This window comes from Pseudarthrobacter sp. ATCC 49987, assembly GCF_009928425.1.
Taxonomy (GTDB): domain Bacteria; phylum Actinomycetota; class Actinomycetes; order Actinomycetales; family Micrococcaceae; genus Arthrobacter.
The window spans coordinates 2,136,683-2,149,281 of record NZ_JAABNS010000001.1; the positions used below are offsets into that span (position 1 = coordinate 2,136,683).

Genomic DNA, 12,599 nt, shown 5'->3' on the forward strand with positions numbered 1-12,599 from the left:
GGGGTCTAAGCTGGATGCCATGACTCTTGAGTTCTCCCAGCTGGGTCTCGCCCCGGAATTCGTCGAATATACCCGCGGCTGGGACATCCAGCGCGAACTCCATGGGAGGGTCCTCGCCGGCACTGCCCCCAGTACGGTCCTCCTGCTCGAACACGCCGCCGTGTACACGGCAGGCAAGCGCACCGAGGACCACGAACGCCCCTTTGACGGCACTCCCGTGGTTCCCGTGGACCGCGGCGGCAAACTCACCTGGCACGGTCCGGGACAACTCGTTGGCTACCCCATCATCAAGCTCAGGAACAAGGCCGGCATCCGCGACTACGTGGAGCGGCTCGAAGCCGTGATCATCGCCGTCCTGGCCGACTACGGCATCCACGCGGTCCGGATCAAGGGCCGCGCCGGCGTCTGGATCGACCAGGACGCGAACGGTCCAGCGCGGAAGATCGCCGCGATCGGCATCCGCGTCCACGAGGGCGTCACCATGCACGGCTTTGCGATCAACTGCAACAACGACCTCGCGCCCTACGCCCAGATCATCGCCTGCGGCATTACCGACGCCGGCGTCACCACCATCTCGCAGGAGACGGGCCGGGACGTCACCCCCGCCGACCTCGTTTCGCGGATCATCGAAGAACTGCGCAACAATGAAGAAGCGCTAGTTGCAACCCACGAAGGAGCTCTACTGTGACCCTGGCACCAGAAGGCCGGAAAATGCTGCGTATCGAGCAGCGCAATGCGGCCACCCCGGTGGAACGCAAACCGGATTGGATCAAGGCCAAGGTCCAGATGGGTCCCGAGTTCGTCCAGCTCAAGAAACTCGTCAAGAAGGAAGGCCTCCACACGGTGTGTGAAGAGGCCGGCTGCCCCAACATCTTCGAGTGCTGGGAAGACAAGGAAGCCACGTTCCTGATCGGCGGCTCCGAATGCACCCGGCGCTGCGACTTCTGCCAGATCGACACCGGCAAGCCCTCCCCCGTGGACGTCTTCGAACCCACCAAGGTGGCCCGCTCGGTCCAGGCGATGCAGCTCCGCTACGCCACCGTCACCGGGGTGGCCCGCGACGACCTCGCGGACGAGGGCGTCTGGCTCTACGCCGAAACGGTCCGCAAGATCCATGAACTCAACCCGGGCACCGGCGTCGAGCTCCTGATCCCGGACTTCTCCGGCAAGCCCGAGCACATCGAAGCGATCTGCGACTCCAAGCCCGAGGTATTCGCCCACAACGTTGAGACCGTGCCGCGGATTTTCAAGCGCATCCGTCCCGCGTTCCGTTACGAGCGGTCGCTGGACGTCATCACCCAGGGCCGCAAGCTCGGCATGGTCACCAAGTCCAACCTGATCCTGGGCATGGGCGAGACCCGCGAGGAAATCTCCGAGGCGCTGCGCGACCTGCACGAGGCCGGCTGCGACCTGATCACCATCACCCAGTACCTGCGCCCGTCCGAGCGGCACCTCCCGGTTGACCGGTGGGTCAAGCCCCAGGAGTTCGTGGACCTGCAGCAGGAAGCCGACGAGATCGGTTTCCTGGGCGTCATGTCCGGGCCGCTGGTGCGTTCTTCCTACCGCGCCGGCCGGCTCTGGGCCACCGCAATGCGCAAGAAGGGTTGGGAAATCCCGGCCCAGCTCGCACACATCGAAAGCTCGGGCAGCACCCGCCAGGAAGCCAGCTCGCTGCTCGCGGCGCACTCCTGAATCCAGCCGTAACGATCACGGCGAAGGGCCGGCACCGGAGGAATCCGGCGTCCGGCCCTTCGCGGTCCATCACGTAGAATTAAGGCACTATGGCGAACTCCCCTGATTCCAGCAACTCCACTCCGGCTTCTGATGCTCCGAAGCGCGGCCTTTTTTCGCGCAAGCCCAAGGCGGCCAAGGTCAAGAAGCCGAGCCGCCTGAAGCAGATCGGCGAGGTCTTCCAGATGACCCGCCAGCACGATCCCATGGTCCCGTGGCTCATGCTGCTGGCGTTCCTCGGCGTCGTGGCTGTCAGCTTCGTCATTGGATTCCTGCTGGACAACTGGATCACCGGCCTGATCATCGGCATCCCGCTGGGCGTCCTCGCGGCAACCCTGGTCCTGTCCCGGCGCGCCGAGCGGGCCGCCTTCGCCCGGATTGAAAACCAGCCCGGCGCCTCGGGTGCCGCACTGGGCACGCTCAAGCGCGGCTGGATCGTCGAAGAACAGCCCGTCGCCGTAAACCCCCGCACCCAGGACGCCGTCTTCCGCGCTATCGGCCGTCCCGGCGTCGTGCTCGTCAGCGAGGGCCCCAGCACCCGGGTCAAGCCGCTGCTCGACGCCGAACGCAAGCGGCTCGCCCGCATCCTGCCCAACGTCACCATCCACGTGATTGAAAGCGGCCGCGGCGAGGGCCAGGTTCCGATCAGCCAGGTCGCCAAGAAGATGACCAAGATGAAGAACGAACTGACCAAGCTCGAGGTCAGCACGGTCTCCAAACGCATCTCCTCGCTCGGCAGCCGCCTGCCCATCCCCAAGGGCATCGATCCTTACAAGGCCCGTCCGGACCGCAAAGCAGCCCGCGGACGTTAGGCCACCAGCCAGAGAACAGGTTCGCCCCGGTCACCGCCTTCCAGGTCGGCAGCCGGGGCGTTTCCTTTTGCCCGCGCTATCCTTGCGTCCGCCTTCGTCCCACTGTGTCCCCTGCGTCCCTCGGGACAGAATCTGGAGCTCCGCCATGAAAGTGCCGTCCACGTCTGCCGTAATTCGGATCTTCCGGGCCCTGGCTGTCGCCGAGGCCTTCAGCTGGGCCGCGCTCCTGGTGGGCATGTTCCTCAAGTGGGTCACCCGGACCACGGAGCTCGGCGTTGAGATCGCGGGACCGATCCACGGGGCTTTCTTCATTGGCTACGGGATCTCAGCACTGAGCCTGTGGGGCATGCAGCGCTGGCCCTTCCGGGTGGCCTTGTTCGCCGGGCTCTCCGCGGTGTTCCCGTTCGCCACGGTGGGGTTTGAGCGCTGGGCGGGCTGCCGCGGCTACCTGACAGTCCGGGCCGCGCAGGCTGCTTCAACGCCGGCCCGGCAGCGTGCGGGCGAGAAGGCCGGAGTCTAGCCCCGCCCGGAACTTCGGCGCCGGCGGGCGATACGGCCGGGTTCCGGCACCACCTACACATCCATCTGACGCAAATGGCCGCTAGAAACCGCCAGGAAGTTTAGCGGCCATTCGTGGCAAACGGACGACATGCGAGGAGGCTAGGAGCTACATCCGGATCAGGACGGTGTTCATGGCCTTGTCGTGGAGTCCGCGGTGGTCCGGGTCAAAGATGACGGCGGGGATCACAAGGCACAGCAGGATGCTGCGGACCAGGGCCGGCAGCGGACCGGCCGGGCCGCCGCCGAGCCGGATCACGTGGATCCCCACGATGCGGTGGCCGATGCTGTAGCCGAGGGTGCCGACCAGCAGCGCCTGTTCGATCGCGAAAACGGCAAGGGTTGCCCAGGAGTCTCCGGCGAATGCGTAATTGCTGATCAGCAGCGCGATGCCCCAGTCGATGCAGATGGCGACGATGCGCCGGCCGGCGCGGGCAATGGACCCCGGTCCGGACTCGGGCAGGCCCAGCCGCTCCCCCGGGTACTTTGAAATGCCGGATGTGTCCGGCCCGCTGAGCCATGAGCCTATATCTTTGCGATCAACCACCCTCCAAGACTATCGGCAATGGACGCCCGCCCGGCGCTGTTCAGAGTGTGGACACCTGGCGGCCACACTCTGGTCGCGGATAGGCCACGTTGTGGACAGCGACTACCGTTTACCCGTCAGGGCATTCTGTAACCTGCCGGAAACAAAGCGGACACCATCGGGAAATCCCTTGTCCTTAGGGTGGTAACAGTTGCTAGCGGCATAGGAGCGGGGCAGACCTTTGTGTTTCCCCGCTGTCGGATTGCGCTGGACCACACGGCCTGACGGCCAGATCTTTCACATGCATAAGGAGCATAGATGTTCAAGACTGCGGACGAAGTCCTCAAGTTCATCAAAGACGAAGACATCAAATTCGTTGATATCCGCTTCACCGACCTCCCGGGCGTTCAGCAGCACTTCAACGTCCCCGCGAAGAGCGTTGACGCAGACTTCTTCGTCAACGGCCAGCTCTTCGACGGATCGTCGATCCGCGGCTTCCAGGGCATCGCCGAGTCTGACATGCAGCTCATCCCGGACGTCACGACGGCGTTCGTGGACACCTTCCGCATTGAGAAGACGCTCGCGCTGAACTTCTCGATCGTGAACCCGCGCACCGGTGACCCGTACCACCGCGATCCCCGCGGCGTGGCCGAGAAGGCCGAGGCCTACCTGGCTTCCACCGGCATCGCCGACACCGCATTCTTTGCCCCCGAGGCCGAGTTCTTCGTCTTCGACAACGTCCAGTACCAGTCCTCCCCGCAGGGCAGCTTCTACAAGATCGACTCCGAGGAAGCACACTGGAACACCGGCCGCGAAGAAGAGGGCGGAAACCTCGGCTACAAGACCCCGGTCAAGGGCGGCTACTTCCCGGTCTCCCCCACCGACAAGCAGGCCGACCTCCGCGACGCCATGTGCATCGCCCTGGACGAGGCCGGCCTCGAGGTCGAGCGCAGCCACCACGAGGTCGGTTCCGCCGGCCAGGCTGAGATCAACTACAAGTTCACCACCCTGACCCACGCGGCTGATGACCTGCAGAAGTTCAAGTACGTCATCAAGAACACCGCCGATGCCTGGGGCAAGTCGGTCACCTTCATGCCGAAGCCGGTCTTCGGTGACAATGGCTCGGGCATGCACTGCCACCAGTCGCTGTGGAACGGTGGCGAGCCGCTGTTCTACGACGAAAAGGGCTACGCAGGACTCTCCGACATGGCCCGCTGGTACATCGGCGGCCTGCTGAAGCACTCCTCGGCCGTCCTGGCCTTCACCAACCCGACGGTGAACTCCTACCGCCGCCTGGTCAAGGGCTTCGAAGCTCCGGTCAACATGGTCTACTCGCAGGGCAACCGCTCCGCCGGTATCCGCATCCCGATCACCGGCTCCAACCCGAAGGCCAAGCGCATCGAGTTCCGCGCTCCGGACCCCTCCTCCAACCCGTACCTGGCCTTCGCGGCCCAGCTGATGGCCGGCATTGACGGCATCCGCAACCGCATCGAACCGCCGGCTCCGATCGACAAGGACCTCTACGAGCTCCCCGCCGAGGAAGCCAAGGACATCCCCAAGGCTCCCGGCACGCTCGAAGAAGCCCTGGATGCCCTGGCCGAGGACAACGAGTTCCTCCAGGCTGGCGGCGTCTTCACCCAGGACCTGATCGACACCTGGATCGAGTACAAGTACGAGTACGAGATCCGTCCGCTCTCGCTGCGCCCGAACCCGTACGAGTTCGAGCTGTACTACGGCGTCTAGCCACCAGCGGCGTTCCGTCACAGGATTGCACGACGGCGGCCCCCACCTTTTGGTGGGGGCCGCCGGTCTTTAAGTCATGGCCTCTTGATGCCGCTTCCACGCACAGTCCGCTTCAGCGCTTTCCGTATTTCCGATGGACCGCCTGCTTGCTCACGCCGAGGCACGTCGCGATGGCTTCCCATGACAGGCCTGCGCGGCGCGCGCGCAGCACCGCTTCCGACTCTGTCCGGGCTACTTCCTTGCGCAGTTCGGCGACCGCGTACAGCGCCTCCGCCGGACCCGTGCCGTCCATCGAACCGATCAGTGTTTCCATCAGGACCTCCTGCCGTCAACCTTAGTTGACAACGAAAGAAACGTCAACGAAGGTTGACACAACTCGGAACTGCAGCCGTGGCGCCCTGCCTGGCCGCCGGCCGCGCCAACGATCCGTTGACGGCGGGCCGGTCAGAACGCCCGGTAGAACGTCCGCTGCGGCCCGGCGCCGCCGCCCAAATACTGCCCGCGGTCCTCGAACCCGGCCCTGCGGTAGGCGGCCTGCCCGGCAGGGTTTTCCTCGTTGACGGACAGCACGACGCCGGCCTGGCCGCCGCCGAGGGCTGCCGTCAGTTTCGCGGCCGCCCGCACGGCGGCATCGGCAGCCAGCGTGCCGAGCCCCCGGCCCTGCTGCCGGCGGTCGATCAGGAAGCCGCGCAGCAGCCAGGCCGAGTCGTCGTCCGCCCAGCCGGCCAGTGTCGCGGCGCCGGCCTGCAGCGTCAGGACCCCGACTGCGGATCCGTTGGCGTCGATCGCAAAGGGCTGGCGGGAGTCCTCTTCGAGCCCGATAAGCACCATCCGCAGCGGGTCGCCGACGAATCTGCGCTGGTCTTCGGTGACTTCGAGCCCGGCGATCTCGCCCAGCTTGATGGCGCGCGCGTCGTCGTCGAGGTTCTTCAGCAGCAGCAGCCACACATTTTCAGGCATAACAGAAGCGTACCCAAACCGGCGGGCGCGCCCGCGCCGGCTGCTGGGCCGGCCGGCTGGGCCGGCCGGCTGGGCCGGCCGGCTCAGAGCGCCGCGTCCTTCGGCGGCCCGGCCGGGTCCATCCAGAAGACTTCCCACAGGTGGCCGTCCGGGTCCTGGAAGCTGTGGGTGTACATAAAGCCGTAGTCCTGGGCTTCCTGGGACGGTGCGCCGCCGGCGGTCAGGGCCTTCCGGATGAGCTCGTCGACGGCTTCGCGGCTGTCCAGCGAGAAGGACATGATGACTTCGGCGGCCCCGGATACGTCCGCGACGGCCTTGGACGTGAAGGTCTTGGACGTGAAGGTCTTGAAATACGACTCGACGAGCAGCATCACAAAAGCGTCGTCGTTGACAATCATGCATGTGGCGTTCTCATCGGTGAAGTCAGGATTGAACGAAAAACCCAACGCGGTGAAGAACTCCACCGTCTTGTCGAGGTCCTTGACGGGGAGATTCACAAAGAGTTGTCTGGCCATGCGGATAAAGTAGCACCGCACCTGCGGAGTGTCAGCCCGCGGATGCTCCGCTCCGGCAACCCGCCGGAGCGCCGGAGGGAGTCACTGGCCGTAGAAAACGCGCTCAAACACACTCCGCGCCCGGCGGCTGAGCCGGAGGTAGTCCTCCTCGAGGGCGGCGGCGTTGCCCTGCCCGTAACCGCACCAGCGGGCCACCGCCTCCAGGTCCCGGCGTGAGGACGGCAGCACGTCCGAGGCCCGGCCGGTCCAGATTACATTGGCGGAGCGGATCCGGCTCGCCAGGCGCCAGGCCCGGAGCAGGATCACCACGTCCCCCGCGTCGAGGAGGCCGACGGCGGCCGCCGCCTCGAGCGCCTCGACGGTGGACGTGGTCCGCAGCCCGGGGTGCTGTCCGGCGTGCTGCAGCTGCAGCAGCTGGGCCAGCCATTCGACGTCGCCGAGGCCGCCGCGGCCCAGCTTCAGGTGCCGGGCAGGGTCCGCTCCGCGGGGCAGCCGCTCAGCTTCCACCCGGGCTTTGACGCGCCGGACCTCGCGCACGTCCTGCTCGGAGAGCGATTCGGGGTAACGGATGGTGTCGATCAGTGCCACGAAGTCGGCGGCCAGCCCGTCGTCGCCCGCCATCGGGCGTGCCCGCAGCAACGCCTGCGCCTCCCAGACCAGCGACCACCGGCGGTAGTACTCGGCGTAGGACTCCAGCGACCGCACCATCGGCCCGCTCCTGCCCTCCGGGCGCAGGTCTGCATCCACCATCAGGACGCGCTCGGCGAGGATGGCGGGCTTGAGCGGCTGGGTGAGCAGGTTGGAGAGTCTGCTGACGATCTGCAGCGCCTGATGCTGTGCTTCGTCCTCCGGGACCCCGGGAAGCCCGCGGTGCACGTACATGACGTCAGCGTCAGAGCCGTAGCCGATCTCCCGGCCGCCCTGGCGTCCCATCGCCACCACGAGCACGTGCGTCTTGAGCGGCCCTTCGGCCGCGACCATGGTTTCCGCGACGCGCAGTGCGCCCAGGACCGCGGCCCGGTCGGTGTCGGCCAGCGCTGCGCCGACCTGGTCCTGGTCCAACAGCCCCGCGCTGTCCGCGATCGCGATCCGCAGGATCTCGCGACGCCGGATCAGCCGGATGAGGCGCATGGCGCTTTCCGGCTCGGCGTGCCGGGACATCTTCGAGGCGATCTCCAGCCACTGCGCTTCGAAGCTCAGCGGCACCAGTTCCTTGTCCGAGCCGAGCCAGGCCACGGATTCGGGCGAGACCTCCAGCAGGTCCGCGATCAGCCGGGAGTTGGACAGCACGTGGCACAGGCGTTCGGCCGCCGCCGTCGAGTCCCGGAGCATGCCGAGGTACCAGTGGGTGGTGCCGAGGGCTTCACTGACGCGGCGGAAGGCCAGCAGGCCGGCGTCGGGGTCCACGCCTTCCGCGAGCCAGCCGAGCAGGATGGGCAGGAGCTGGCGCTGCAGCGCGGCCCGCCGGCTGACTCCGCCCGTCAGCGCTTCGATGTGCCGCATGGCGCCGACCGGGTCGAGGTAGCCCAGCGCGGCGAGGCGCCCCTGCGCGGCTTCCGGGCTGAGCCTGGCTTCCTCGCTGCTGAGCGATGCGGCGGTGTTGAGCAGCGGGCGGTAGAAGATCCGCTCGTGCAGCTCCCGGACAGAGCGCTTGGTTTTCCGCCAGGTTTCTTCCAGGGCGTCGGGTTTGGGCCGTCCGCTGGAGAAAGGTCCGAGGACGGCTTTGGCGAGGGAGCGCAGCGCGGCTTCCGAGACCGGCATGAGGTGCGTGCGGCGCAGCTGGAAGAGCTGGATCCGGTGTTCCAGCAGCCGGAGGTACCGGTAGCAGCGGTCGAACTCGGCCGCGTCGGAGCGGCCGATGTAGCCGCCGGCGGACAGGGCGGCGATGGCCGAGGTGGTGTCGCGGCAGCGCAGCGTCTCGTCGGATTTGCCGTGCACCAGCTGCAGCAGCTGGACGGTGAATTCGACGTCGCGGAGTCCCCCGCGGCCCAGCTTGATCTGCCGCTGTTCCTCCTCGGCGGGGATGTGTTCAGTGACCCGGCGGCGCATCGACCGGACCGACTCCACGAAACCTTCGCGGCCGGCGGAGGACCAGATCAGCGGCGCGACGGCGGCTTCGTAGCGGGCGCCGAGATCGAGGTCCCCGGCGATGGTCCGCGCTTTCAGCAGCGCCTGGAATTCCCAGCTTTCGGCCCAGCGGGCGTAGTAGCTCTCGTGCGAGGCCAGGGTCCTGACCAGCGGCCCGGACTTGCCCTCCGGGCGCAGGTTCGCGTCGACCTCCCACAGCCCGGGTTCGCGGCCGACGGACATGATGGCCCGGGAGATGCCGGTGGCCAGGGCTGTACCGATCGTGTTGGCACGCGGGTCATCGAGCCCGCCGGAATCAATGACGTAGATGACGTCGACGTCGGAGATGTAGTTGAGTTCGCGGGCGCCGCATTTGCCCATGCCGATGACGGCAAGCCCGACGTCGGCCACCTCCCCGGCGCTGAAGTGCTCGGCGGCCTCAGCCCGGGAGACGGCCAGGGCGGCCTCGATCGCGGCGCCGGCCAGGTCCGCCAGTTCGGCGCCGGCGGCGGGCAGGAAGTCCAGCGGGTCGGCGGCGCAGAGGTCTTTGACGGCCAGCTCGACCAGGCCCCGCCGGTACTCGGTGCGGAGCGCCACGTACCCTTCCTGGCCGGTCAAACCGGCCACCGGGCGGGCGGATTTCGGATCCGCCCGCACCGAGCGCAGCAACCGGGCGCGCAGGCCGGCGGCATCCGCGGCCCGCGGTTCCGGGCTGGCCGTCACCTCGAAGGAGTCAAGGTGTTCCGGGTGGCGGATCAGGAATTCACCCAGCGCCTCGGAGGCACCCAGCACCCGGTACATGGGCTCGCTGCGTTCCAGCTCCGCGACTGCCAGCTTCCGCAGGTCCGGGTGCTTTTCGATCAGCCGGACGAGGCACTGCAGCGCCGTGTCCGGGTTCGCGGCCAGCTGCAGCCCGGCGAAAAGAATCTCCAGGTCCAGTTCCGCCAGCTCCGGGGCGGCCAGGAACCGTTCGCCCTTTTCCAGATCGCTGAAACCGGCCGCGATCAGGCGTCGTGCCAGGCTCACCCGGGCCGCCTAAAGGATGCCGAGGTTGCGCTGCAGCTCGTAGGGCGTGACCTGGAGACGGTAGTCCTGCCACTCGGCACGCTTGTTGCGCAGGAAGTGCTCGAACACCTGCTCGCCGAGGATCTGCGGCATCAGCTCGGAATCCTCCATGGTCCGGATGGCTTCGTGCAGGGACGCCGGGAGCGGATCGTGGCCCATCGCGCGGCGCTCGGCCGAGCTCAGCGACCAGATATCGTCCTCGGCGGCAGCGGGGAGCTGGTAGCCCTCCTCGATGCCCTTGAGCCCGGCACCAAGCAGCACGGCGTAGGCCAGGTACGGGTTGGCCGCCGAGTCGATGCCGCGGTACTCGATCCGGGCGGACTGGCCCTTGCCCGGCTTGTACAGCGGAACCCGGACCAGGGCAGAGCGGTTGTTGTGGCCCCAGCTGAGGTAGCTCGGCGCCTCTCCCCCGCCCCAGAGCCGCTTGTAGGAGTTCACGAACTGATTGGTGACGGCGGTGAACTCCGGGGCGTGCTTGAGGATGCCGGCCATGAACTGCCGCGCCGTCTCGGAGAGCTGGAACTCCGCTCCGGCCTCGTAGAAGGCGTTCGTGTCGCCCTCGAAGAGCGAGAAGTGGGTGTGCATGCCGGAACCCGGGTGGGCGGTGAACGGCTTCGGCATGAAAGTGGCGTAGGTGCCCTGTTGCAGCGCGACCTCCTTGATCACCGTGCGGAACGTCATGATGTTGTCTGCGGTCTGCAGGGCATCCGCGTAACGCAGGTCGATCTCGTTCTGGCCCGGGCCGGCCTCGTGGTGGCTGAACTCGACCGAGATGCCCACCGATTCCAGCATGGTCACGGCCGTGCGGCGGAAATCCTGCGCCACGCCGCCGGGAACGTGGTCGAAGTAGCCACCCTCATCCACCGGGACCGGCGAACCGTCAGGACCGGGATGCTGGGACTTCAGCAGGTAAAACTCGATCTCGGGGTGCGTGTAGCAGGTGAAGCCCATGTCCGCGGCCTTGGCGAGGTTGCGCTTGAGGACGTTGCGGGGATCAGCGGCGGAGGGTTCGCCGTCGGGAGTCAGGATGTCGCAGAACATCCGCGACGTCGCTTCGGTCTCTCCGCGCCACGGCAGGATCTGGAAGGTGGCGGGATCCGGCTGCGCCAGCATGTCGGACTCGAACACGCGGGCCAGGCCCTCGATGGAGGAGCCGTCAAAGCCCAGGCCCTCCTCGAACGCGCCTTCCACTTCGGCCGGGGCCAGTGCCACGGACTTCAGCGATCCGACGACGTCGGTGAACCACAGCCGCACGAACCGCACGTCGCGCTCTTCGATCGTCCGCAGGACAAACTCTTGCTGGCGGTCCATACTGGCCTCTTTCCGGGTCTTTCGTCCGTGCCCCAGGCCCGTCGTGCATGGGTCCCGCAGCTGCTCACCGTTCACTTTACTAATCATTGCCACCGATTGCTGGCACAGCTGCCCTGCGTAACACAGCGTTAACACTTGGAGGCGGAAATTAGCCGCCCCGGGGCACCGCAGCGGCATCCCGCCGGCGCCCGTGTGATGTGATTCACCTGACCACGGGTTGGAGCCCGGTAGCTAGGACCCGCGGTATCGCACTACGCTCGTGCCATGGCCACAAGCACCAGCCCCGATTCCAGCATGCCCGCAGAACTAGCCGCCCCGTATGGCAACGGCCCGGCAGCGCAGGCCGCAGGCACGCCCGCGGCCCCGGCCGCAGCTTCGGCCACAGCTCCGCCCGCAGGGCACGAGCCCGGCGGACGGAAGCCCGTGGCGAAGATCCGCACCCACCACCTGCGCCAGGCCAAGCTCAACGGTGAGCGCTTTGCCATGCTGACCGCCTACGACCAGTACACGGCGGAGATCTTCGACCAGGCCGGCATCGAAGTCCTCCTGGTGGGAGACTCGGCCTCCAACAACGTCTTCGGCAACGAGACCAGCCTGCCCGTCACCGTGGACGAGCTGCTCCCGCTGTGCCGCGCTGTCACCCGTTCCGCCAAGCGTGCCCTCGTCGTGGCAGACCTGCCTTTCGGCAGCTATGAGGTCTCCGCGCAGCAGGCTGTGGCCACCGGCGTCCGGTTCCTGAAGGAGGGACTCGCCCACGCGGTCAAGATCGAGGGCGGAAAGTTCTACACCGAGACCGTCCGGGCCATGGTCCAGGCCGGCATCCCGGTGATGGCGCACATCGGATTCACCCCACAGAGCGAGCACGCCCTCGGCGGCTACCGCGTCCAGGGCCGCGGCGATGACGCCCAGCGGCTGATTGACGACGCCGTCGCCCTCGCCGACGCCGGGGCGTTCTGCGTCCTGATGGAGATGGTTCCGGCGGCGACGGCGGCAGCCGTGGACGCCGCCGTCGACGTCCCCACCATAGGCATCGGCGCCGGCAACGCAACTACCGGACAGGTGCTCGTGTGGCAGGACATGGCGGGCCTGCGCGGCGGCAGGATGGCCAAGTTCGTCAAACAGTATGCGGACCTGCGCACCTCCCTCAGCGACGCCGCCAAGGCCTACGGCGAGGACGTGCGCTCCGGCCAGTTCCCCGGCCCCGAGCACTCCTTCTAGGCCAAAGCTCCTCCCGGACCGGCGCGGCGGCCCGATCTTCCACGCCTGCGCTGCGGGCTTGCAACGCCACCTCATCCTTCACGGGCGATGCGG

General features: G+C 67.2%; 12 protein-coding genes. 6 read left to right on the plus strand and 6 right to left on the minus strand.

Annotated features, from left to right (window positions below; genetic code table 11):
* The first annotated feature begins 19 nt into the window (after positions 1-19).
* The 4 genes from lipB (at position 20) to GXK59_RS10085 (ending at position 3,063) form a co-directional block, all read left to right on the plus strand.
* Positions 20-688 (plus strand): lipoyl(octanoyl) transferase LipB, encoded by a 669-nt coding sequence (gene lipB, locus GXK59_RS10070; RefSeq protein ID WP_160666441.1) that lies wholly within the window; start codon positions 20-22, stop codon positions 686-688.
* Positions 685-1,692 carry a lipoyl synthase gene (gene lipA / locus GXK59_RS10075; RefSeq protein ID WP_160666443.1) on the plus strand — a complete coding sequence of 336 codons (1,008 nt, stop codon included), beginning with the start codon at positions 685-687 and terminating at the stop codon, positions 1,690-1,692. Before lipB ends, lipA begins: the two co-directional genes overlap by 4 nt.
* Positions 1,693-1,781: 89 nt before the next feature.
* Complete coding sequence (locus tag GXK59_RS10080) at positions 1,782-2,543, plus strand: DUF4191 domain-containing protein (RefSeq protein ID WP_160666445.1); 762 nt, start codon at positions 1,782-1,784, stop codon at positions 2,541-2,543.
* Positions 2,544-2,688: 145 nt separating this feature from the next.
* Positions 2,689-3,063 carry a DUF3817 domain-containing protein gene (locus tag GXK59_RS10085; protein WP_160666447.1) on the plus strand — a complete coding sequence of 125 codons (375 nt, stop codon included), beginning with the start codon at positions 2,689-2,691 and terminating at the stop codon, positions 3,061-3,063.
* Positions 3,064-3,210: 147 nt separating this feature from the next.
* Here the strand turns inward: GXK59_RS10085 and GXK59_RS10090 are convergent, their stop codons facing one another.
* Positions 3,211-3,648, minus strand: a complete 438-nt coding sequence (locus GXK59_RS10090; RefSeq protein ID WP_160666449.1) for an RDD family protein — start codon at positions 3,646-3,648, stop codon at positions 3,211-3,213.
* Between the two features lie 297 nt (positions 3,649-3,945).
* Here GXK59_RS10090 and glnA (GXK59_RS10095) point away from each other — a divergent pair, with 297 nt between their 5' ends.
* Complete coding sequence (gene glnA, locus GXK59_RS10095; RefSeq protein WP_160666451.1) at positions 3,946-5,370, plus strand: type I glutamate--ammonia ligase; 1,425 nt, start codon at positions 3,946-3,948, stop codon at positions 5,368-5,370.
* A 112-nt stretch (positions 5,371-5,482) separates the two neighbouring features.
* Here glnA (GXK59_RS10095) and GXK59_RS10100 read toward each other — a convergent pair whose 3' ends face one another.
* The 5 genes from GXK59_RS10100 to glnA (GXK59_RS10120) all read right to left on the minus strand — a co-directional run bounded on the left by GXK59_RS10100 (position 5,483) and on the right by glnA (GXK59_RS10120) (position 11,288).
* A complete protein-coding gene (locus GXK59_RS10100; protein ID WP_160666453.1) occupies positions 5,483-5,683 on the minus strand; it encodes an AsnC family protein in 201 nt (66 codons plus the stop codon).
* A gap of 131 nt (positions 5,684-5,814) precedes the next feature.
* On the minus strand, positions 5,815-6,330 hold the full coding sequence (locus GXK59_RS10105) for a GNAT family N-acetyltransferase (protein WP_160666455.1): 516 nt from the start codon (positions 6,328-6,330) through the stop codon (positions 5,815-5,817).
* 83 nt (positions 6,331-6,413) lie between these two features.
* Positions 6,414-6,845: a VOC family protein gene (locus GXK59_RS10110; protein ID WP_160666457.1), complete on the minus strand. Its 432-nt coding sequence runs from the start codon at positions 6,843-6,845 to the stop codon at positions 6,414-6,416.
* An 81-nt stretch (positions 6,846-6,926) separates the two neighbouring features.
* Positions 6,927-9,938 (minus strand): bifunctional [glutamine synthetase] adenylyltransferase/[glutamine synthetase]-adenylyl-L-tyrosine phosphorylase, encoded by a 3,012-nt coding sequence (locus GXK59_RS10115; RefSeq protein WP_160666459.1) that lies wholly within the window; start codon positions 9,936-9,938, stop codon positions 6,927-6,929.
* 9 nt (positions 9,939-9,947) lie between these two features.
* The gene (glnA, locus tag GXK59_RS10120; protein ID WP_160666461.1) at positions 9,948-11,288 is read right to left on the minus strand and encodes a type I glutamate--ammonia ligase; all 1,341 of its coding nucleotides are present in this window, start codon (positions 11,286-11,288) and stop codon (positions 9,948-9,950) included.
* Between the two features lie 264 nt (positions 11,289-11,552).
* Between glnA (GXK59_RS10120) and panB the strand changes: the two genes are divergently transcribed.
* Positions 11,553-12,506, plus strand: a complete 954-nt coding sequence (gene panB, locus GXK59_RS10125) for a 3-methyl-2-oxobutanoate hydroxymethyltransferase (RefSeq protein WP_160666463.1) — start codon at positions 11,553-11,555, stop codon at positions 12,504-12,506.
* Positions 12,507-12,599: the final 93 nt, after the last annotated feature.

Bases quoted from the DNA above. Each gene is read 5' to 3' on its own strand.
- panB (WP_160666463.1), top strand. From the start codon at position 11,553: ATGGCCACAAGCACCAGCCCCGATTCCAGCATGCCCGCAGAACTAGCC.
- GXK59_RS10085 (WP_160666447.1), top strand. From the start codon at position 2,689: ATGAAAGTGCCGTCCACGTCTGCCGTAATTCGGATCTTCCGGGCCCTG.
- GXK59_RS10080 (WP_160666445.1), top strand. From the start codon at position 1,782: ATGGCGAACTCCCCTGATTCCAGCAACTCCACTCCGGCTTCTGATGCT.
- GXK59_RS10100 (WP_160666453.1), bottom strand. From the start codon at position 5,683: ATGGAAACACTGATCGGTTCGATGGACGGCACGGGTCCGGCGGAGGCG.
- GXK59_RS10105 (WP_160666455.1), bottom strand. From the start codon at position 6,330: ATGCCTGAAAATGTGTGGCTGCTGCTGCTGAAGAACCTCGACGACGAC.
- lipB (WP_160666441.1), top strand. From the start codon at position 20: ATGACTCTTGAGTTCTCCCAGCTGGGTCTCGCCCCGGAATTCGTCGAA.
- glnA (WP_160666451.1), top strand. From the start codon at position 3,946: ATGTTCAAGACTGCGGACGAAGTCCTCAAGTTCATCAAAGACGAAGAC.
- GXK59_RS10110 (WP_160666457.1), bottom strand. From the start codon at position 6,845: ATGGCCAGACAACTCTTTGTGAATCTCCCCGTCAAGGACCTCGACAAG.
- glnA (WP_160666461.1), bottom strand. From the start codon at position 11,288: ATGGACCGCCAGCAAGAGTTTGTCCTGCGGACGATCGAAGAGCGCGAC.